The organism is Mesorhizobium sp. B2-3-13 (assembly GCF_006442195.1).
GTDB lineage: Bacteria > Pseudomonadota > Alphaproteobacteria > Rhizobiales > Rhizobiaceae > Mesorhizobium > Mesorhizobium salmacidum.
In genome coordinates this window covers 1-20,479 of sequence record NZ_VFVQ01000032.1, presented here as the reverse complement: position 1 = coordinate 20,479, position 20,479 = coordinate 1, and the positions used below count along the sequence as shown (strand labels likewise).

The window sequence follows — 20,479 nt, the reverse complement described above, 5'->3', positions numbered from 1 at the left end:
GAATTGGCATGTCGTCCGGTAAGGGACCCCCGAGTCCGAGGGCCAGGTCGAGACTTCCAGCGTCCATGCCGCTATCGCCATCCCGATGCTGTTGCGCTGTCATTCCGCTTTCGTGAAGAGTTTCGGGCGTGAAGAATTTCGGGCGCCGGCAGGCGTACGAAAGTCCCCAAGGAAGGAACCCGCCGCACGGTTGCGATCAATAAAAGTGATTTGGAGGCGGTCAGCGCATTGCTTAAATCAGATTCCAAGATATACAGGCGCAATTTCGGATATGGAATTCGTATAGACTGGCCAATCGATGAGTCGCAATTTTTTGGTGATCGAACCTGAGGAAGGCATGGCCGTCCTCAAGGGGCTGGCCTCTTCGGCGCGCATCTCGATGCTGAAACTGCTGCATGAGAAAGGGCCGATGAATGTCAATGACATCGCCGCCCTGCTGTCGCTGCCGCAGTCGACGGTCTCGACCAATATACAGGTGCTCGAGGATGCTGGCCTGATCCGCACCGAGAACCAGAAGGCTAAGAAGGGCAGTCAAAAGATCTGCTATCCGACCGCTGAGGAAGTGCTCGTGGTCTTCAAGAGCGAATATCGTTCGCTCAAGAACGACGCGATCGAAGTGTCGATGCCGATTGGGCTCTACACTGGATTCGAGGTCACCGCGCCCTGCGGTCTCTGCTCGCCGGACGGGATCATCGGTCTCCTCGATGTGCCCAACACCTTCCTCGATCCGGACCGCATGAAGGCTGGTCTGTTGTGGTTCACCCGCGGCTTTGTCGAATACCAGTTCCCCAACAATGCCAAGCTCGCCAATGCCGAGATTACCGAACTCGAACTGGTGACGGAGTTGTCCTCGGAAGTGCCTGGCACCAGCGCCGATTGGCCCTCCGACATCACGCTGACGATCAATGGCGTCGATGTCGGAACGTGGACGTCACCCGGCGATTTCGGCGACAAGCGCGGCGTCTTCACGCCCTCCTGGTGGAAGCTCAAGGGCTCGCAATATGGCAAGCTGAAGAACTGGCGAATTTCCACCGACGGCACCTATGTCGACGGTGTCAGGATTTCAGAAACCAGCCTCGCCGCCCTCGACCTCAAGGGCCATCATTCAATCCGGGTCCGTATTGGCGTCAAGGACGATGCCAAGCGTCCCGGCGGCATCAATATTTTCGGCAAGGGATTTGGAAATTACGATCAGGACATCCTGCTCAGGATCAAAACCAATTGATATCACCAAATCGGGTCTCAAAAATAACGCAGCGATTTCAATATATTGGTTCCATTTACGACCGAGACTGTCGGTTAATTGTCAGACTTTTGGTGGTTTTTCGCTTGACGAATGGATCCTGCTTCCCTTTGATATCGAGTAAGATGATTTAAATCATCATTTGTGATATTTAGGGAGGAATGCATGAGGGCAGCCATAACGGCGCATCCGCACTATGTCGTCTCGGAAATCGATCCGAGGCTCTACGGATCCTTTATCGAGCATCTGGGGCGGGCGGTCTACACCGGCATCTATGAGCCCGGCCATCCGACGGCAGATGCCAACGGCATGCGTCAAGACGTCATCGATCTCGTCAGGGAACTCAACGTTCCGATCGTCCGCTATCCCGGTGGCAATTTCGTGTCCGCTTACAATTGGGAGGACGGTGTCGGCCCCAAGGAAGAACGCCCGGTGCGCCTCGACCTCGCCTGGCACACGTCGGAAAGCAACGAAGTCGGCCTGCATGAATTTGCCAACTGGTGCGCGTCCGCCAACACCGAGATGATGCTTGCCGTCAATCTCGGCTCGCGTGGCCTCGATGAAGCCCGCAACTTTCTGGAATATACCAATCATCCAGGCGGAAGTGAGTGGAGCGACAAGCGTATCGCCAACGGCCGCAAGGAGCCCTTCGACGTCAAGCTGTGGTGCCTCGGCAACGAAATGGACGGCCCCTGGCAGATCGGCCACAAGACCGCCGACGAGTATGGCCGCCTGGCCCATGAGACCGCCAAGGCCATGCGCGCTTTTTCCAAGTCGCTCGAACTGGTCGTATGCGGCTCTTCGAATGCCAAGATGCCAACCTATCCTGAATGGGAGGCGACCGTTCTCGACCATACCTATAACGAGGTCGACTATATCTCGCTGCACATGTATTTCGACAATGAAGCCAATGACGCGCCGAATTATCTCGCGATGAACGAGAAGCTCGACGGCTACATCGTCTCAGTCGCCGGCGTGATCGACTATATCAAGGCCAAGAAGCGCTCCAGCAAGCAGGTCTACATCTCGTTCGACGAATGGAACGTCTGGTATCATTCCAAAGAGCAGGACAAGAAGATCCTTGGCGGCAATGACGGCTGGCCCTTCGCCCCACCATTGCTCGAAGACATCTACAATTTCGAGGACGTGCTGCAGGTTGGCCTGATCCTCAACACCTTCATCCGTCGATCCGATGTGGTCAAGATCGCCTGCCTGGCGCAACTGGTGAACGTCATTGCGCCGATCATGACCGTTCCGGATGGCCCGGCATGGCGCCAGACGATATTCTATCCCTATCTCTTTGCCTCGATCTACGGTCGTGGCAATGCGCTGGATCTCAAGCTGGACAGCCCGACCTACAAGTCCACCGTCGCGGGTGAGGTTTCCTGCGTCGACGTGGCCGGCGTGCATGACACCAAAACCGGCCATGTCACCTTCTTCGCCGTCAACCGCCATTCGAGCGAGGCGATCGAAACCGTGATCGACATCAGCGGTTTCGGTGCGGCTGACCTCGCTGATCACCAAGTGATAACGCACGCGGATTTGAAAGCCGTCAATTCGGCCGGGAACCCCGGCAATGTCGGGCCCAAGAGGGGGGAGGGCGCCTCGGTGGCTGGCGGCAGACTGAGCCTATCGCTGCCGGCCTATTCCTACCAGATGATCCGCCTGAAACTCTGATCTCGGGCGGACCATCGAAAAGTGCATGCGCTGAGGAGGAGCGTCGACGTGACGGCCGATATCGAAATCAGGAATGTGAGCAAGCATTTCGGTGCCATGGCGGTGCTGGAGGATCTGTCGCTGTCCATCAAGGCACGCGAATTCATCGTGTTTCTCGGGCCGTCCGGGTGCGGAAAATCGACGCTTCTGCGAATGATCGCAGGCCTCGAAACTGTCGATACTGGCGAGATCGCCATCAACAACGAACGTATCGATCATCTGCCGCCGGGCAAGCGCGGCATTGCCATGGTGTTCCAGTCCTATGCGCTTTATCCGCACATGAGCGTGCGCGACAACATGGCATTCGGGCTCGAGAATATCGGCATGCCGCGCGACCTCATCGACGCGCGCATAAAGGAGAGCGCCCGCATCCTCGAAATGGAGCACCTGCTCGAGCGCAAGCCGGGCCAGCTCTCCGGCGGTCAGCGGCAGCGCGTCGCCATCGGCCGTGCGATCGTCAAGGAGCCGAAGGCCTTCCTGTTCGACGAGCCGCTCTCCAATCTCGATGCGGCATTGCGGACCCGTACCCGCATCGAGCTTGCCCAACTGCACCAGCGCCTGCAATCGACGATGATCTTCGTCACCCACGACCAGGTTGAGGCGATGACGCTCGCCGACCGCATTGTCGTCATGAACAATCGCAAGATCGAGCAGATCGGCTCTCCCATGGAAATCTACGACCGCCCGGCGACCAAATTCGTCGCAGGCTTCGTCGGCGCACCGGCGATGAATTTTGTCGAGGCGACGCTTGACAGATCGAGCCGGAATGCCACGGTCAGGTTTGCGGACGGGATAGCGGTTCAGACCGAGATCGCCTCCGGCCAGACGATCGATGGCAAATACACTTTCGGCATCCGTTCGGAAGACGTGCGCATCGCTCCCGCCGGGCAGGGCAATGCCGATGGCGTGGTCGATGTGCTTGAGCGGCTCGGCGAACGCACCTTGGTCTACGCCCGGCTCGGCGACGGCCAGCAGATCGTCGGCTCGGATGCTGGCAACAGCCGCGTCGCGGTCGGCGACAAGGTCGGGCTCGCCTTCGACGGGCGGAAATCGCATCTGTTCGGCGAGACCGGTCGCGCCTGGCACGCGAGGGAGGTCTGACATGGACGACCGACGGGCGACGCCGCGCACCGCGCTTCCGGCCGCCGGCGTCAGAGCTGCAAGCGTCGATATCTACGCGCCGCAATGGCGAAACTTCATTTTCGTCGCGCCGTTCCTGTTCTTCTTCACGACGCTTCTGCTGGTCCCGCTGTTCTGGGGAATGTGGCTGAGTTTCCACAAGGCCGACACATTCTCATCCGGAAACTTCGTCGGTTTCGGCAACTATATCAGGCTGTTTCACGACAAGGTGTTCCTGCAATCGGTCTGGAATACCTTCTACTTCGTGCTCCTGACGGTGCCGACCCTGGCACTGATCGGCCTTTTTCTCGCGCTTTGCCTCAACCGCCGCACGCGCACTGCCGCTGTGCTGCGGACCCTGTTCTTTTCCTCCTCGGTGCTGTCGGTTACCATCGTCACACTGATCTGGCGCATCGTGTTCATTCCGAATGTCGGCCTGCTGTCGACGATCTACGGATGGTTTGGTGCCACCGCCCCAGCCTTCATTTCCGATCCAAGCCTTGCCATGATCGGTATCGCCATTGCCACTGTCTGGTGGTGCATCGGCCTGCCGATGATGCTCTTTCTCTCGGCCCTGCAGCAGATCCCGCAGGATATCTACGAAGCGGCGGCCCTCGACAATGCCAATCGCTGGCAGACCTTGCGCTCAATCACGCTGCCGTCGATCAAACGCACTTTCGTCCTGGTGATCATCATCCAGATCGTGCTGCAATTCCAGCTGTTCGGCCAAGCCTGGCTGATGACGCGCGGCGGTCCCAACAACCTGACCAAGCCAATCGTGCTCTACATCTATGACACCGCATTCCGCCGCTGGGATCTCGGCATGGGTGCCGCGGCATCGGAAATCCTCTTCATCCTCATCCTGATCGCGGCCATGGCCCAGTACCTCGTCGCACGCAACAAGGCAGACCAGGCATGAGTGCTCCAGCCACTTCCATCAAGGGGCGGGCATTTGGCGACCGCGTGTTGTTGGCCCTCGTCATCCTGCTTTCGATCGTCATGATCGCCCCGGTTCTGTGGGTCATCGGCCTGTCGCTCAAGGAAAATGCCGAGCTGATGGCCGATCCGAATTCGGTGTTTCACGCGCCCTACACCCTCAAGAACTACCTCAACACCATCGGCACCTCGTCCGTATTCCTCTGGGTGGGCAACAGCATCGTCGTCTCGGGCGGATTGACACTCGGCACGCTGGTTTTGTCATCGCTCGCCGGCTACGGTTTTGCACGGCTGAACTTTCCCGGCCGAAACGTCCTGTTCGTGATCGTGCTCTTCGGTCTGGCGGTTCCGGAACAGGCCGTGCTTGTCGCCCGCCACCAGATCTTCAGCATACTGAAGTTCCACAACACCTATCACGGGCTCATTCTCCCCGGCCTGTCGGCTTCGTTCGGCGTCTTCCTGATGACCCAATATTTCAAGGCCATCCCGAAGGAGCTGGACGAAGCCGCCATGCTGGACAATGCCAGCCGCTTCAGGATTTTCTGGAAGGTGCTTTTGCCACTCACGGTGCCTGCACAGGCAACCCTCGGCATCTTCACCTTCCTTGGCGCGTGGAACGACTATTTGTGGCCGCTGATCTCGGCAACCAAGAAGGACATGTACACGCTGACCGTCGGTATGGCTTCGACACAGACCAATTTCGCCCAGTCTGAAGGCATCGGCTTTCTGATGGCGCAGGCGGTGTTCGCCGGCGCGCCGATCCTCATCGTCTACCTCTTTTTCCAGAAATACATCGTCACGGCCGTCTCTGGCGCCGCAGTCCGATAACGAAATTGCCCGACTGCAGGCGGCGGGGAGTGCGCCGCGGCGATGGAAAGCATGAAGCCAATCCAGGGTGGAGAGGCGGAAACTCAGTAGGAGGAACTGATATGAAAATGCAGAAAATACTGTTTGCCGCGGTCTCCGCGGGGGTAATGATGCTCGCCAGCCCGAGCCTTGCAGCGACGGAACTGACCGTGCAGCGCTTCTTCGGTGCCTGCGATGCCAATTTCGGCACCAACACCGATGTAGGCAAGGCCGTCGGCGAATGCGGCATCATCACCTCGCTGATCAACAAGTTCAACGCCGACAATCCCGACGTGCACGTCAATGTCACCACCGTGGAATGGCCGGGCTATGACCAACTGACTGCGCAGTTCGCTTCGGGCGATGCTCCAGACATCGTCACGATCCACGAATCCGCGCTGTCGGACTATCAGTCCAAGGGCCTGTTGATGCCACTCGATGACCTCTTGAAGTCCGTCGGCGTCGCACCTGAAGCCTTCACGGACGCAGCGCGCAACGGCGCCACCAAAGACGGCAAGATCTATGGCTTGCCGATCGACAGCTGGACGATGCTCTATCACATCAATATGGACCTCTTTAAACAGGCCGGTCTTGTCAATGCCGACGGCACTCCGATGCTTCCGAAATCGCCTGAGGAACTGCTCGCCCAGGCCGAACAGTTCAAACAGAAGACCGGCAAGCCCTACTTCGTTCAAAACCTGGCCAATGAGACGGCACTCTACACGCGCAATCTCTACACCTATCTCTTCCAGCAGGATTCCGACTTTTTTGCCGATCCCAAGCATGTGAAGCTGAATACGCCGGAAGCCAAGAAGGTCGTCGAGATGTACAAGGCGATCTTCGACAAGGGCTACACCACCAAGGACCTCGACTACGGCGGCGCTATCAACGCCTTCCTTGCCGGTGAGGGTGGCGTTCAGCTCAACGGCACGTGGGTTGTCGGCGACAACAATGCCCAGTCCGAAACCAAGGGCACGGCGCTCAACAAGGGCGGCTACGCGGTCTACCCGTATCCGCAGCTGTTTGGCGGCGCCCATGCGCAATATGCCGATGGCCACACCTGGGCAGTCTCGCATAAGGACCGCACGCCGGAACAGACCGCGGCCATCGGCAAGTTCCTGAAGTTCTTCGCCGACAACGATTTCGAATGGTCGCGCACCGGTCACCTGCCGGCATACAAGGCCATCATCACCTCGGACGCCTTCAAGGCGCTGCCGCATCGCAACACGATTGCCGCCATCTCCGATCTCGGCAGGCCGCTGCCGTCAGCGGTGCAGCGTCAGTTTGCGATCCAGGACATTGTCGGCGAAGAGATGAGCGCCGCAATCACTGGCCAGAAAGACGTCGATGCCGCGCTTGCGGACATGGAAAGCCGAGTCAACGAATTGCTCGCCAACATCTGACCACGGGTTTCCGGGAAGTTATCCCGACGCCCCCGCGGCTGGAAACAGTCGTGGGGGCCCATCTAGATCAATGACATAGCTGGTCTCAAAACAATCGAGCGGGAGTGAGGGGAGGGTGTTGTTAGAAAAGTCCCTATCGATTCAGCGGTTTACACGCGATCTCGTACTGACGCCCTATAGCTAGACGCTTAGGCGACGAAGCGGACCACGCCACCATCCACGCGCAGAGCCGCGCCAGTGGTTGCGGAGGCCTGCTCTGAGCACACGTAGATGATCATGTTGGCGACCTCGTCGTTGGTCGCGAACCGCTGGATGAGGGTGGTCGGACGCATCGCCTTCAGGAAGCCCTGCTCGGCTTCTTCTTGCGTGATTCCGGTTGCCTCAGCCTGCTTGGCCATGAAGTCACCCAGGATCTCGGACCGGGTAGGTCCCGGCAGGACGGCGTTGACGGTGACACCCGTGCCCGCGACCGCCTCGGCAAGACCGCGCGAGACCGCCAGCTGCGCGGTCTTGGTCATGCCATAGTCGAGCATCTCCTTGGGGGTGTTGACTGCGGACTCGCTGCTCACGAACACGACGCGGCCCCAGCCCTTCGCCACCATGCGCGGCACGTAGTGGCGCGTCATGCGCACGCCGCTCATTACGTTCAGCTGGAACAGGCCAAGCCAGTCCTCATCGGGGATCTTGGCGATGTCCTCGACGCTGTTATAGTCCCGGATGTGAGCCGTACCGAGGTTGTTCACGAGTATATCGGCGTCGGGCGCTTGCGCGAAGAATGTGTCGGCGCCCTCCGCGGTCGACAGATCGGCGGCGACGCCGGAGATCTCTCTGTCCGGGAAAGACTGGCGCATCTGCCGCACCGCCTCGTTGACCCGGGCATTTCCACGGCCATTAATGACGACCGACGCCCCGGCACGAGCTAAACCCTCTGCGGTGGCGCGCCCGATGCCTGCCGTCGACCCGGTGACGATCGCCGTGCGGCCCTTGAGTTCGATATTCATGTCATTCATCTCCAACCTTGGCCGGCACAGCCATCGCTGCGCTCAATGAGTTAATGCCTAGGCGGCAGGGCCGCCCAAGCATCAGGATAAACGGGCTAACCTGCCTTATTCGCGACTTCCGCCTCCGCCGCGCGTGCGAGGCTTTCGACCCATTCCTGGTGATAGCGGTAGAGCGCACCGGGATGCTTGCGTCCGAGTTCCTCGAGGAACCAGGGGCCTTGCTGTGTCTCCTCGGTCAGCACATGGCAACCATCGCTCGTGGGAGTGATGACCCAGCCGTGGTACGCGCTTGAGCCGGTCGCGTCGCCATCGACGGTCGTCGCCCACGCAAGCCTGTGGAAGGGCTCGCATTCCGTCACGATCAAACTCATCGGGAATCCAACCGTCACCCGGCTATACTTGGTTCCGAGCGCAAGTTCCGGATCGTCGGTCAGAACCTTGACCTGATCCTCGGCCGGAAAGTAGCTCGACCAATTTTCGGCGTCGACAAGCAGCCTCCAAACCACTTCAGGGGGCGCCTTCACGTCGATGTCGTTGAGCGCGTAGAGAGTCGACGTTCCCGGATCATACCGCTCGGGCCAAATTACATGGTCGTACACCGGTCATTGCTCCTTCTTGAACAAATCCTGGAAGATGAGCTGGCCCCAAACGCGGCCGCGTGCGTGCACCAGCGCGCCACCCTCGCTGAGCTTTCCCAGCTTGACGGGTGCGAACCCGAGTTGTTTGGCCAGGGCCCCCACGGGACCAATCGCGTCCTCATCGTCGCTCGACAGAAAGACGACCCGGTGTCCGCCCTCGACGGTCGGATCGGCAGCCAGGGTGGCCGCAATCAGGTGATTGAAACCTTTCACGAACTTGGCGCCGGTGAACGCCTTCGCGACGAAGGCGGAGGACGGGAGACCGTCCAACTCCTCAGGGGGAACTAACGCGTTCATCGCGTCGATGACCGTCTTGCCTTTCCAGCTCGGCAGGGCCTTCGCAACCTCGCGATGCTCCCCGAACGGGACCGCCAAGATGATTGTGTCGGCCTCGAGTGCATCCCGCAGCGACTTGGCGACGACCGTGGGTCCAATCGCCCGAGCCTGCGGCGCCAGCGCCTCGGGCGGCCGGCGGCTCGCGACGGCCACTTCGATGTTTTTACGGGCGAAGGCGTGGGCGAGGGCCTGGCCTATCTTACCGAATCCTACAATCGCATAGCTCATAATACTTCTCCGATCCGTGTTGATATTGGCTCCCCGGCCCTCAACGGCGCCGGGTTATCCGTTCTGCTTTATGGCGATCTTTGCGTAGACGTCCCGTCGTGAACGACTCCGGCGCGGCCGGACCGACCGTTCAGCGCGGAAGTCGTTCGACCATGGACACGCTGGTTCCCGCCGATCAGCCGCTTCCCGCGATCCGGCGCGATTTCAGATGGCCGAGAAGCCTCCGTCGACAGACAATTCCAGCCCATTCACGAAGCTCGAATCGTCTGAAGCAAGAAACAGCGCGGCCGCCGCAATTTCCTCAGGACGCCCCATCTTTCCCCGCGGGATCAGGGATTCGAACATCTGCTTCGCCTCTTCGGTGAGAACTTGGTCCTGCATCGGTGTGGCGATCGGCCCCGGGTGCAGCACGTTCACCCGGATATTCCTGCCCTTCAGTTCGTTGAGCCACCCGCGTGCGAATGCGTGCAACGCCGCCTTGCTCGCCGCATACACGCTGTAGCCGGGAAAACCTTTCAGCGAAGCAACTGATCCGGTCATGAAGATCGATCCGCCATCGTTGAACAGCGGCAACGCCTTCTGAACCGTGAACAGCGTGCCGCGCGTATTCAGGCCGAAGGTCGCATCGAAATGCTGCTCGGTAATCTCGCCCAGTGGGACGGCTTCGCCCGTGCCGGCGCTCGCATACAGGACGTCGATCTTGCCCTTTTCCCGCTTGACTGTATCGAACAGGCGGTCGAGGTCGTCGAGATTGGCCGCATCGCCGCGCACGCCGGTCACGTTCCGGCCAATCAGCATGATGGCCTCGTCCAGCGCCTCCTGCCTCCGGCCCGTGATGAAAACGTAGGCGCCTTCTTCGACGAACCGCTTGGCGCTCGCCAGCGCCATGCCGCTCGATCCACCCGTGATAACTGCAACCTTACCTTCAAGCTTTCCCATGACTTCTCCTTTCGTGGTGTCGAGACAGCATCTGCCTCCGAGGACCTCGAAATGGGTCCGCTGGCGTCAGTTGGTGAGTGCGGAAACGCGCACATCGGTGGTGCAAAATCGATCCGGCTGGACGACTGACGCCAGCCGCGCGACGATCTGTTTCCGCCATTCGGAACTGGGCGGCGCTCGTTGACATAAGCTATGATGACCGCCGTACTGCTGTACGATGCGTTGGATACGGGCTTTGGGAAGGCGCACCGCACGGTGCGGGATTGCACCATGATCGACTGGGATGACATTCGCCATTTTCTTGCCGTGGCACGCGGTGGCTCGGTGCGGGCTGCCGCCGAGGGCCTCGGGGTGTATCACTCGACCGTGCTGCGACGCATCGCTCAGCTCGAGGAACGCCTCGGGGCTCGGATGTTCGAAAAGCTGCCTTCGGGCTATCGCCTGACGACTGCGGGCGAGGAGGTCCTGGAGCTCGCGAACCAGATGGAAGCGTCGTCGCACCAGCTGGAGACCCGCGTTTTCGGGCGCGACCAGAGCGTGCGCGGGCTTCTGCGGGTGACGTTGGCTCCGACCCTCGCGACACACCTGCTCATGCCGGACTTCGCCGAGTTCGCGCGTCTGCATCCGGACATCGAGATGGAAATCTCATCGTCCGGCGAGCTGGCAAATCTGACCAACCGAGAGGCCGACGTGGCGATCCGCGTCGTCTACGACCGCAAGACCCTGCCGCTCAATCTTCACGGCCTGAAAGGGCCGGAGCTGTTCGGCCACGTCTACATGTCCCGCGATCGACTGGCCGCATGGCGTGCGGGCGCGCCTGATCCCATCCGGTGGATCGTCATAAGCATTCATGGAATTCCGGATTGGGCCAGCGAGGGTGAGGTTCGCACGACGGGGGTTCCGTTCAGGACCACGGATGCCGAGGCGCAGATCGTTGCTGTACGGCAAGGGCTCGGGATCACGACACTGCCGTGCTTCGTCGGAGATGCCGACCCTCTGCTGGTGAGGGTGCCGGGCACCGACTTGCACATGTACGGAACGCTCTGGCTTCTCACGCAGGGGGAGACACGCAAGACGAAGCGCGTGCAGCTCTTCACTGAGTTCGTATCCCGCAGGCTCGCCGCATACGGTCCGCTTCTCGCGGGGCTGTCCATATCGCGCGACTGACGCCCGGCAGCTCGCCGGCGACGCTTGCCGTAATGCGGAGAACTCCCCAGAAATAAACCGACCGTCTTTGAAACCGACCAGATCGAGGATCGCCGAAATTCTCCTCCGAATTCAAGAGCAAGAATTTCCGACGGATCCGGGATACGGTTCTTCATCGCCAGCGGAAAATTTTCCTCGATGGATCAATGCGTTATGATGCTTTAGAAAAATCGAGTGGGAGTAGGGAAGACCGCGAAACGGTCCTTTTAGCGTTACATGGCACACCCGTTCGAGGCCGGACCGATGGAGCTCCGCGCTCACTTTCACTTGAACCGTTGCGTACGCAACAAGTCCTGCAATCGGCGCGGCAGTTGCGGCGAGGCGTGCAATTGCTTGCAGCTGTTCTCCCATTGCCGGAGATATTCGGCGATCGGAATACTGGCTCGGCCGGGCCAGCGGTTGAGTGCGCCCAGCGCCTCGACGCAGTCCGGCGCGCGGTCGTATTCGCTGAGGATGGTCAGCGACATCGCCTGGGCGAATGGATTGAGCGCGGGCATCTCGATCTCGCCGCGATGGTCGGCGAACCACGCCGCGGCATCGCGCGTGAGCCCCTGGCTTTCAGCGAGGGCCGCATAGCGGTCGATAATGTCCTGGCGATACCGGGCGATGGCATCGCCGAAGGCGTTGTCGCCGGCGAAGGGCGGGGCGTCCTTCCAGCTTTTCGCCAGGCGCCCGAGCCCGCGCAGCGAGTGGGCCTCCACCATGGCTTCCTCGATCCATTGGCAAGGGGGCGCTGGCTTGGCGTCCGGCTGCCAGCTGTTGCAGAGCACGTGGCCGAGCTCGTGCCCGAACTGGTAGGCAAGCTTCGACCAGTCACGCTCGCCGATGTCGACAATGATCCACGCCATGCTACTGCCGTCCGGATGCAGCCAGACGGCCGGCGTGCCGGAAGTGTGCTCGTCGACACGCAGCCGCGTCGGCTGGCGGTCGGACAGCAGGCGGACCCCATCCAGGCAGGCGTGCCGCATGCGCTCGACGACCTGCTGGGCCGCACCAGGCAGCATGCGCCCCCAGTCCCCGGCAAGCTCGATGGGGGCGGTGAGGAGGGTTGGCTGCGGGCCGGCCGGGGATTGTTGGGGAGACATAGCCGCGTAGCCTGTGCTCCAACCACCCAAGCGTGTCAACGCTACCGCTGCTAGGCTGTCGGCAGCTGAACCCGCAAGCAATGTCAGGAGATTTCGTCGCTGCAACTTCGAACCCCGATGTCACGACTTCAGCCTAATGTGGCTCTGCAAAGCGAAAAATAGGAACTCCCAGCTTGTTCTGCTATCGGCCGAGGTCTAAGGCGTAGGCCAGCTTGAAAGTTGAACTACTCGGAAGCGGCTAAGGGGCGTGAGAGTGGGCGAGGCGATCTTTTCCAAAACGTATGTTGGAGATGCTTTATCAAGCTGGCAGGTCGTCCACGAGCTGTCGACTCATATCGTCGGCGGAGCTTTGGTCGTTTGCGATAGTGACCACCGCGACTGGCATCTTCTACGACTTCACGATTCAGCTTTTCTGTTTCGAATGGTTCGGATGAAGTGCGTTGTCAGATTCTTCCCCACGACCACCACAAATTTCTATATCCATCATTACGGTTCTTTGGATGTTGCAGAAATTGCGTTCGACGGCACCATAATAAATAAGGGCATCAGTCACAACATTTCGATCAATGTTCGTCCAGATGACGCGATCGAGATCGATGTGAGCTTTTTGAATTGTCACGGGTCTCTCTCAATAGGTTGCTCCGACAATAGTCGTCCCGTTTATGCCGGCACTGGACTCGAACAGTTTGCACTCTTGAGCGTTCTGGTTGAAACGTTTGATGCATACCCCGAGTTGTCTCGCACGCCGGCGGAGGAGAGGATCACACTCGTCGACGTTGGCGGCCAAGGCGGGCTACAACTCAAGTGGATGCTACGAGCCGATTGTATCACGCCCGTCGTGTTCGAACCCTTGTCGTCGGAAGCGACCGTGATACGCCAAACCCTTGCTCGGATTCCGGGCACGCAGGTGGTAGAAAAGGCGCTGGCCAACACGTCTGGCCCCCAAAAGCTGTATGTCACCGCCGGATCCTACTGCTCATCCTTACGAGAGCCAAACTTTGATATCTTACAGCACTACTCAGTAGGCCGTGTCTTCAAAGTTGTCGATATTCAAGAGGTCGACTGTGCTCGGTATGACGAGTTGTTCCGTGCAGGAGCGGTTCCGTCACCGGATGTTATAAAAATAGACGTCCAAGGTCTTGAATACGAAGTTCTGCTTGGTTTCGGCCATCTTCTGGAATCGTGTTTGGCTATAGAGTTAGAAACGCATGTTGTTCCGATATATCACGGACAAAAGCTTCTTGGTGACATAGTCGATATTCTTGGTGATTTTGGTTTCGCTCTACGCCAGCTTAATCAAGTACCGCACTTCGATGGCGATGCAGTCGAATTTGACGCTCTCTTTACCAAGAGGCGCGATAAGGTCGCCGCTCTCTCCAGTCTAGCAAAGAGAAAATTTGCTGTAGCCAGCCAAGTGCTAGGAATACCTCCTTACCCGTGAGGCATGGATGCAGCGACGGTCGCTACCGAGATAGAGTCCTAGTTCTGGAACCTCAACAGCTTGTCCTCATTCCAAGCTCCCCCCTGATCCGCCGCCACTCGATCTGAAGGTTGCTCGTCGTCCAGAATGACCAGTGGTGGCATGCAAAGGAAAGCTTGCATCGAGCCATATGCAGCACACATCGCGCAGTCGATACCCGTGTCGTCAAGGACGACGGCAGTTCCAGGAAATGGGATTAGCCTTCTTCGTAGCGGCAGGCATTTTTCCAGAAGTATCCGCGCACCTCTTGGTGTGATTGTGTAGGCCTGAAGCCCAAATGAATGCTCAACCTTGATGAGGGATCTGGCGAATTTCTCGGACTGAAACAAGGCAGTTCTATTGGTATATCGGCGATCGTAGAAATCCAGCTTGGCCTTCGAGAAACCAAAATCCAACCAAATGAAAGATGGATCAAATATCCAGCCCCACTGTATCATATCCCAATCCGCTGGTGCTTGAGATAAAATATCGGCGGATTCCTCCATGAATCGAAACGATGATCGAACATCGTCTTCAAAAATGGTTATTGTCTTGTTCTCTGAAGCCGACAGCTTCCACAAGTTGATATGCGATAGAGCGCATCCCAGCGTGCCCGGGGGATACGGACAATCACTGGTGATCAGCCCTTCCTCGACGAGCGCCGCCCTGTCGAGAGAAGTGCCGTCAACGGCCGATACGCGAACCGTATTGTGCATCAGATGCCAGTTGTTGCTTTGATACCTGCTCCAGCGCTCGACGCTGCGGTCGAGGTTTATCAGGTGAATTTTCGGCGAACCCGTAGGCTCGACAGGTCGAGCTGGCATCGTCCCGGAGCCCGAGAGGGTGATGCCAATGAATGCGGGGGTGTCGCCCGCACCGTGCAACAGTGCTCGAGCGCGCTCGATCCCGTCACTCACATGGTATTGGCCGTCGCCAAAGGTGATGTAGCCATAGACTTGTCGGTTGTCCATATACTGGACGACGCCGGCCTTCCTGGCGCTGTCGGCAAAGATGACGTACTCGTACCGGGATGTGGCATCCTCATATGTCAGTTCGATCAGCACATCGGCGCGGACGAGATAGGTGCAGTGCACGAGCGGCATCTCGATAATGCCGCGCACATGGCGGTTGAGCACCCAGCCATATTGATCGCACTGCATATAATAGCCGTTCGCATCGATCTCGGCGTGATAGTTCGAATAGTATTGGCCGGGCGAGATGGAGCGAAGCAGGGGAGCGACGATGGGCAAGTCGAGCGCGACAAGTTCCCGCAGCGTGGCCGGCCGTACGAAATTGTCGACGTCGACAACGAAATAGAAATCGCAGCCGTGCTGGAGAGTTTTCCGCAAGCTTATGTTGCGGATTCGACCGAGCACTCTGAAGCGCGTCTCGTTCCATTCGTGCTCGCCAAACTGCTCCACACGATCGGATACGTCTGAGGCATCGAACTCAACCGCCGCATAGAGGTGGCCCACACGCTCTACCCATTCGCGCAATATGTGCTCGGTCCTGTCGGTGTTGTTGTTCGTCCTGATGTAGAGGACGATCGACTCCTTCGGGTAGTCGAGCGCCTCGATGCACTCAAGGTAAAGCGGCAGTGCCGGCTCCTTCTGCTTTGCCAAGATTGCTATGAGGACGCGTGGGGTGCCCTTGATGCGCGATCGCAACGAACGCTGCGGGATGAGCTTGTGCTGTTCAACCAAGCTCTCGGCGCCGAACCTGCCCAAAGCCGCTGGCTCGCCGACCTGAAGCTTGTCGGCGGCAAAGCGCGCGTTGGCCACCACGCGTTTCAGCATGTCTGCTGGCAACTTGTCGCTGGCGAGCAATTTCAGACAGGCGTCGAGCGATTCCCGGTAAGCGCCTGTCCAGTAGGCATTGACAGCAAACTCGTCGAGCAGTCCGTGGTCGTAGACCCAGGGCTGTACGAAAAGTCCAGCGGGTTGGGTAAGGCCGAGCCCTCGACGCGCAAATTCCATTCCTTCCGCATTCCGACCCTGGTGGCGGCAATAGAGGCTCGCGGCGTGAAGAGCCTCCGCGCGGGTGGGAACGATCTGCGTCGCACGCTCAAATACGGCAACGACCTCGTCGAATGGCCGTGCCAGCGCTGCCATGAGATTGCCCGCCTCGAGCAGGCTGACATAGACCTCCTCGTCCCAAAAACCCAGCTCGGCACGCTTCAGATAGTTCGCCAGCGATTTTTCACGTTCACCGCAATCCCTGTAGCTCTGCGCCAAATAGAAAGTGTATCGCGAAACAAGGAAGGGATCGGTCTCCGTTGCAAGCGCATTTTCAAGAACAGCCGCGTCGTCTTGGTACTTTCGGGGGTTTTGGCTGCGTGCTCCGCCACGCCCCGTCGCCACGCGAAATCCCTTGGCGGTCTCGCGTGTGAGATTGCCAGGAGGGGCCTCGAGATATTCGTGCAGCACGCCCTTGAACGAGAACGGCAGCCGGTTGCGGCAGATCTGCGGGCGATAAAACGAAATGCCACCATGGGACACCTCGAGGTCGTATAGATCGTGTTCCATCCGCGACTTGAACTCGATCGGATCGAAGCCGGGGTCCTGGACCACAGTGTCGTCCGCGTCGATGATCATGGCGTAGTCGACCGTCTCGACTTCACGCAGCCGGTCAAGGGCGAAGGTCCGGTTGTAGGCGAAGTTCCGCCAGGGCTCGTCGATGACTGCGCCGTTGACATCGTGCGTGCTCAGGAAAGTACGGATGAGATCCTGCGTGCCGTCCCCGGAGCCTGTGTCGACGACGAGCACATAGTCAACGAGAGGAAGCGCGCTGGCGAGGCATTGCAGGATGACCTTTGCCTCGTTCTTGACGATCATGCATAGGCCGATGGTGCTCATGCTAATCCCTCGGCGGAGCGGCGTTGGTTACACGCTGCTCGAAATTTGTTGAAGGGGGACGGTTCGCAAGACACATTCCGCGCGGCCTCGGCCATTTGCATGGCGTTTGTTGCAGAGATCGATCGCCCCTTCCTGTTCAGCATCTCAACCCTATCCATTGTTAGCCAGCGGTTTCCGTCACGGCAAGGGGGCTCGTGTTCACCCTTGCACCCGGGGGGTGCGAACAGACGTTCCCGTCGGCTCAACCGCTGACGCACAAATTCTTCCGCGACATCGAGGGTTCGACGCGAGCCCAGGGACGTCTTTAAGCCTCGGTTTTTTCAAGGCGTTTGGGCCATGCGCGCCATTTCGATCTCGGCCGAAAAGTAGTTGCTTGTCCTCAACAATTAATAAATCGTTAACTTCGTTATTTACAAGTTGCTAAATTTAGATTTTACTAATGTCTTGTGCATGGGAAGGTAGCCGCGGACCGGGCAGAGGGCCTGTCGGCTACGCAGTCTACAAGACCAGGAGAGTATCTGGAGCAAGTTACTTTGTGCGTTGAGGGCGCGCAGGGCCAAATCACTTCGTGCGTTAGGGCGCATGGGGCGTTTGTTGACGTGCTGGAGAGACGTCGTATCGCCTTGAACTCAAGGCCAGCGTTTTCCCAACCTGATATTCCCTCGCGAGTAGTCAGTTCCCTCGCAAGTCGTCGTCGAGAAATCGGCACGTGCGTTACGGGAGTTGGCTGTGGTTGGCGTGATACCAAGTACGAAACGATGCGCTCGCGACGCCGGTTCGGCTTCGATCAGTCCCCCAATTATCCGCACCGGGCCACTAGCCGGGATTGTCCCGAGATTGACGGGTTTTCCTCTGCGCCCTGTGGATCGCAGCGCGTCTGCGAACTTCACACCCACCTCATTGAACACGTTCGATCGAGCAGCGCGAAGACGCCGTCAAGTCTTGCGCGCCGGTCTCGTCACCCTGCGCGTCGCCGGTTGGCTTGCGGAGCTGCAGCCAACGTGGGTCGAGACTTTGTCGATCCGCCGATCCGCGAAGGTCGCATGCGCTCGGCGGCGATTGGAACCAGCAGTTGAAATCTAAGATACGAAACAGGAGGAAGCTGCGGCATGGCCGCAGCCGACGAGGAGGACATGATGAGCTACACGGCAGGATTTGCGGTCATGGAAGTCACAGTTCGGGGCGTTTTGCCGATCGGCGACACGACCGAAAATGCACCTTATTTCATTCTGGACACGGCCAAGAGCGCGATCGTCGGTCAGGTCATTCTGCCCAAAGCCGTCAAGCGAAGCCTCGCCGTCGCTCTCACCGCCAAAGTCCCAAGCACCGCCGGTTCACTTGCCATTGGAACGTTTGATGATGGCGGGAATTTCCAGGCCGCCAGCTTCCTTCGCGTCGAGACCCCAGCCGTAGAACGTCCCGACGACGCCGTCGGGCCGGCCGGAAGGTGACGCGTCTCAAGCCCCTTGTCCCCAGCGCTCGCCGGCCAGGCCGGTGGGCTGTGTCCCCGTGAATTGAATTCGAAGCCAACAGGAGCCAGTCATGGCCCGTGCCTCTGAAATTCTTTTTGTCGATCCTTCAGTCTCCGACCTCCAGACGGTTCTCGGCAACCTGCGCCCCGAGATTCAAGCGATTGTGCTCGACGGCCGCCGGCCGGCGGCGCAGCAGATCGCTGCCGCGCTCGCAGGGCATGCAGGGCTCGATGCAGTGCACGTGATTGCGCATGGCGCGCCTGGCCAGGTTAGCTTCACTGCAGGAGAGTGGTCGACCGCCACATTGAAGGAAGAGGCTGAGGATCTTGCCGCAATCGGCCGGGCGCTTGCCGCTGATGGCGAACTGCGGCTGTGGAGCTGCGAGACGGCATCGGGCAATGGGGGCGAGACCTTCGTGGCGGCGCTAGAAGAGGCCGTCGGCGCGGACGTCTGCGCGTCGAGATCGCTGGTTGGCGCAGCCGCACTAGGCGGCGCATGGGAGCTGTCCGCGCGCGTCAACGCACCCGGGCCGCTGCCGCCGCTGACTTCAGCTGGCGCACTAATTTATACAGGAGTGCTTTCGGTTGATCTGACTCTCACCGGCAACTTAACCACGCAGAATGGAAGTGCCAGTATAAATACGTACTATTTAGTAGACATTACGGCCGATCCTGATCTGTTGGTAGGTAGTTTTCCGCTTCCGCAGTCTGGAAATGGAGTTGTCAGCGAATTTGCAGTGACGATAACAATTCCAGATCCGACTCATACTTATAAAATATATGATAGCGGTTTTAATTTGTACGGAACGCTTACACCTGGAGCTGGAAATACGTATAATTTTGCTGATGGGCCGATCTTGGGCCCCGCCAATGGGAACGGGGGCAATCAATTTGATATTGGCACTTTCAGCACCAGTACTGTAGGCGCAACGGGTCCGGCTGGCGCGACCGGCTCGACTGGAGCAACTGGCGCGACCGGCTCTACCGGAGCCACAGGTGCAACCGGTGATACCGGAGCGACAGGCTCTACGGGTTCTACCGGATCGACTGGAGCCACAGGAGCAACCGGTGATACCGGAGCGACCGGCGCGACCGGCTCCACGGGAGCCACAGGTGCAACTGGTGATACCGGAGCGACAGGCTCAACCGGTTCGACCGGATCGACTGGAGCCACAGGAGCAACCGGTGATACCGGAGCGACCGGCTCGACCGGAGCAACTGGCGCGACCGGCTCTACGGGAGCCACAGGTGCAACCGGTGATACCGGAGCGACAGGCTCGACCGGTTCGACCGGATCGACTGGAGCCACAGGAGCAACCGGTGATACCGGAGCGACCGGCTCGACCGGAGCAACCGGCTCGACCGGTTCTACGGGAGCCACAGGTGCAACCGGTGATACCGGAGCGACCGGTTCGACCGGTTCGACTGGTGTGACCGGTTCGACGGGCTCGACCGGATCGACTGGAGCAACCGGCTCGACCGGTTCTACGGGAGCCACAGGTGCGACCGGTGATACCGGAGCCACAGGTGCAACCGGTGATACCGGAGCCACGGGTGCAACCGGTGATACCGGAGCGACAGGCTCTACTGGTGCGACCGGTTCGACCGGCTCGACCGGTTCTACGGGCTCGACCGGTACAACGGGCTCGACCGGCTCGACTGGCTCGACGGGTGCGACGGGTGCGACTGGTGCGACTGGGTCGACTGGTTCAACCGGTGCGACCGGATCGACGGGTTCGACCGGCTCGACCGGAGCGACAGGTTCGACTGGTGCCACCGGCTCGACCGGCTCGACTGGTTCGACCGGATCGACCGGTGCGACAGGCTCGACCGGCGCGACAGGCTCGACCGGCTCGACCGGCTCGACCGGCTCGACCGGTGCGACAGGCTCGACCGGATCGACTGGTTCGACCGGTTCGACAGGCTCGACCGGAGCGACCGGCTCGACTGGGGCGACTGGCTCTACCGGAGCAACTGGCTCTACTGGTGCCACCGGGC

Annotated in this window: 16 protein-coding genes and 1 pseudogene; 11 read left to right on the top strand and 6 right to left on the bottom strand. The window is 59.5% G+C overall.

Annotated elements, in window-relative coordinates; genetic code table 11:
* Nucleotides 1–298 precede the first annotated feature (298 nt).
* From FJ941_RS26830 to FJ941_RS26805, 6 genes are all read left to right on the top strand, one after another.
* Nucleotides 299–1,225 carry a helix-turn-helix domain-containing protein gene (locus FJ941_RS26830; protein ID WP_140510402.1) on the top strand — a complete coding sequence of 309 codons (927 nt, stop codon included), beginning with the start codon at nucleotides 299–301 and terminating at the stop codon, nucleotides 1,223–1,225.
* 183 nt (nucleotides 1,226–1,408) lie between these two features.
* Nucleotides 1,409–2,920 (top strand): alpha-N-arabinofuranosidase, encoded by a 1,512-nt coding sequence (locus tag FJ941_RS26825; protein ID WP_140510401.1) that lies wholly within the window; start codon nucleotides 1,409–1,411, stop codon nucleotides 2,918–2,920.
* 48 nt (nucleotides 2,921–2,968) lie between these two features.
* The gene (gene ugpC, locus FJ941_RS26820; protein ID WP_140510399.1) at nucleotides 2,969–4,060 is read left to right on the top strand and encodes a sn-glycerol-3-phosphate ABC transporter ATP-binding protein UgpC; all 1,092 of its coding nucleotides are present in this window, start codon (nucleotides 2,969–2,971) and stop codon (nucleotides 4,058–4,060) included.
* A gap of 1 nt (nucleotide 4,061) precedes the next feature.
* On the top strand, nucleotides 4,062–4,997 hold the full coding sequence (locus FJ941_RS26815) for a sugar ABC transporter permease (protein WP_140510397.1): 936 nt from the start codon (nucleotides 4,062–4,064) through the stop codon (nucleotides 4,995–4,997).
* Complete coding sequence (locus FJ941_RS26810) at nucleotides 4,994–5,842, top strand: carbohydrate ABC transporter permease (protein ID WP_140510395.1); 849 nt, start codon at nucleotides 4,994–4,996, stop codon at nucleotides 5,840–5,842. Before FJ941_RS26815 ends, FJ941_RS26810 begins: the two co-directional genes overlap by 4 nt.
* Before the next feature lie 101 nt (nucleotides 5,843–5,943).
* A complete protein-coding gene (locus FJ941_RS26805; RefSeq protein WP_140510394.1) occupies nucleotides 5,944–7,263 on the top strand; it encodes an extracellular solute-binding protein in 1,320 nt (439 codons plus the stop codon).
* Nucleotides 7,264–7,451: 188 nt separating this feature from the next.
* On the opposite strand, the gene FJ941_RS26800 is transcribed toward FJ941_RS26805, so the two are convergent.
* From FJ941_RS26800 to FJ941_RS26785, 4 genes are all read right to left on the bottom strand, one after another.
* Nucleotides 7,452–8,264, bottom strand: coding sequence for an SDR family oxidoreductase (locus FJ941_RS26800; protein ID WP_140510392.1), 813 nt, complete (start codon nucleotides 8,262–8,264; stop codon nucleotides 7,452–7,454).
* A 95-nt stretch (nucleotides 8,265–8,359) separates the two neighbouring features.
* Nucleotides 8,360–8,863: an SRPBCC domain-containing protein gene (locus FJ941_RS26795; RefSeq protein ID WP_140510390.1), complete on the bottom strand. Its 504-nt coding sequence runs from the start codon at nucleotides 8,861–8,863 to the stop codon at nucleotides 8,360–8,362.
* A gap of 3 nt (nucleotides 8,864–8,866) precedes the next feature.
* Nucleotides 8,867–9,466: an NADPH-dependent F420 reductase gene (locus FJ941_RS26790; protein WP_140510388.1), complete on the bottom strand. Its 600-nt coding sequence runs from the start codon at nucleotides 9,464–9,466 to the stop codon at nucleotides 8,867–8,869.
* A gap of 204 nt (nucleotides 9,467–9,670) precedes the next feature.
* The gene (locus tag FJ941_RS26785) at nucleotides 9,671–10,405 is read right to left on the bottom strand and encodes an SDR family oxidoreductase (protein ID WP_140510386.1); all 735 of its coding nucleotides are present in this window, start codon (nucleotides 10,403–10,405) and stop codon (nucleotides 9,671–9,673) included.
* A gap of 270 nt (nucleotides 10,406–10,675) precedes the next feature.
* Between FJ941_RS26785 and FJ941_RS26780 the strand changes: the two genes are divergently transcribed.
* Nucleotides 10,676–11,572, top strand: a complete 897-nt coding sequence (locus FJ941_RS26780) for a LysR family transcriptional regulator (RefSeq protein WP_140510432.1) — start codon at nucleotides 10,676–10,678, stop codon at nucleotides 11,570–11,572.
* A 302-nt stretch (nucleotides 11,573–11,874) separates the two neighbouring features.
* Here the strand turns inward: FJ941_RS26780 and FJ941_RS26775 are convergent, their stop codons facing one another.
* Complete coding sequence (locus tag FJ941_RS26775; RefSeq protein WP_246674021.1) at nucleotides 11,875–12,615, bottom strand: hypothetical protein; 741 nt, start codon at nucleotides 12,613–12,615, stop codon at nucleotides 11,875–11,877.
* A 334-nt stretch (nucleotides 12,616–12,949) separates the two neighbouring features.
* Here FJ941_RS26775 and FJ941_RS26770 point away from each other — a divergent pair, with 334 nt between their 5' ends.
* Nucleotides 12,950–14,137: an FkbM family methyltransferase gene (locus FJ941_RS26770; RefSeq protein WP_140510382.1), complete on the top strand. Its 1,188-nt coding sequence runs from the start codon at nucleotides 12,950–12,952 to the stop codon at nucleotides 14,135–14,137.
* A 38-nt stretch (nucleotides 14,138–14,175) separates the two neighbouring features.
* Here the strand turns inward: FJ941_RS26770 and FJ941_RS26765 are convergent, their stop codons facing one another.
* On the bottom strand, nucleotides 14,176–17,010 hold the full coding sequence (locus FJ941_RS26765; protein WP_140510380.1) for a glycosyltransferase family 25 protein: 2,835 nt from the start codon (nucleotides 17,008–17,010) through the stop codon (nucleotides 14,176–14,178).
* 1,109 nt (nucleotides 17,011–18,119) lie between these two features.
* On the opposite strand from FJ941_RS26765, the gene FJ941_RS26760 reads away from it, so the two are divergent.
* The 3 genes and pseudogenes from FJ941_RS26760 to FJ941_RS29560 all read left to right on the top strand — a co-directional run.
* Nucleotides 18,120–18,461, top strand: coding sequence for a hypothetical protein (locus FJ941_RS26760; RefSeq protein WP_140510378.1), 342 nt, complete (start codon nucleotides 18,120–18,122; stop codon nucleotides 18,459–18,461).
* Between the two features lie 91 nt (nucleotides 18,462–18,552).
* Nucleotides 18,553–18,945 (top strand): annotated as a pseudogene (locus FJ941_RS29110) (DUF4347 domain-containing protein); the annotation flags it as partial.
* Nucleotides 18,946–19,911: 966 nt separating this feature from the next.
* Nucleotides 19,912–20,479, top strand: a 568-nt coding sequence (locus tag FJ941_RS29560) for a hypothetical protein (RefSeq protein ID WP_246674023.1), incomplete at its 3' end; no start/stop codon positions are given.

What these genes read in the sequence shown, in the direction of transcription:
- FJ941_RS26780 (WP_140510432.1), top strand. Translation starts at nt 10,676, where the DNA reads ATGATCGACTGGGATGACATTCGCCATTTTCTTGCCGTGGCACGCGGT.
- FJ941_RS26760 (WP_140510378.1), top strand. Translation starts at nt 18,120, where the DNA reads ATGGCCGCAGCCGACGAGGAGGACATGATGAGCTACACGGCAGGATTT.
- FJ941_RS26785 (WP_140510386.1), bottom strand. Translation starts at nt 10,405, where the DNA reads ATGGGAAAGCTTGAAGGTAAGGTTGCAGTTATCACGGGTGGATCGAGC.
- FJ941_RS26775 (WP_246674021.1), bottom strand. Translation starts at nt 12,615, where the DNA reads ATGCTGCCTGGTGCGGCCCAGCAGGTCGTCGAGCGCATGCGGCACGCC.
- FJ941_RS26830 (WP_140510402.1), top strand. Translation starts at nt 299, where the DNA reads ATGAGTCGCAATTTTTTGGTGATCGAACCTGAGGAAGGCATGGCCGTC.
- FJ941_RS26800 (WP_140510392.1), bottom strand. Translation starts at nt 8,264, where the DNA reads ATGAATATCGAACTCAAGGGCCGCACGGCGATCGTCACCGGGTCGACG.
- FJ941_RS26810 (WP_140510395.1), top strand. Translation starts at nt 4,994, where the DNA reads ATGAGTGCTCCAGCCACTTCCATCAAGGGGCGGGCATTTGGCGACCGC.
- FJ941_RS26790 (WP_140510388.1), bottom strand. Translation starts at nt 9,466, where the DNA reads ATGAGCTATGCGATTGTAGGATTCGGTAAGATAGGCCAGGCCCTCGCC.
- FJ941_RS26815 (WP_140510397.1), top strand. Translation starts at nt 4,062, where the DNA reads ATGGACGACCGACGGGCGACGCCGCGCACCGCGCTTCCGGCCGCCGGC.
- FJ941_RS26765 (WP_140510380.1), bottom strand. Translation starts at nt 17,010, where the DNA reads ATGAGCACCATCGGCCTATGCATGATCGTCAAGAACGAGGCAAAGGTC.
- FJ941_RS26805 (WP_140510394.1), top strand. Translation starts at nt 5,944, where the DNA reads ATGAAAATGCAGAAAATACTGTTTGCCGCGGTCTCCGCGGGGGTAATG.
- FJ941_RS26825 (WP_140510401.1), top strand. Translation starts at nt 1,409, where the DNA reads ATGAGGGCAGCCATAACGGCGCATCCGCACTATGTCGTCTCGGAAATC.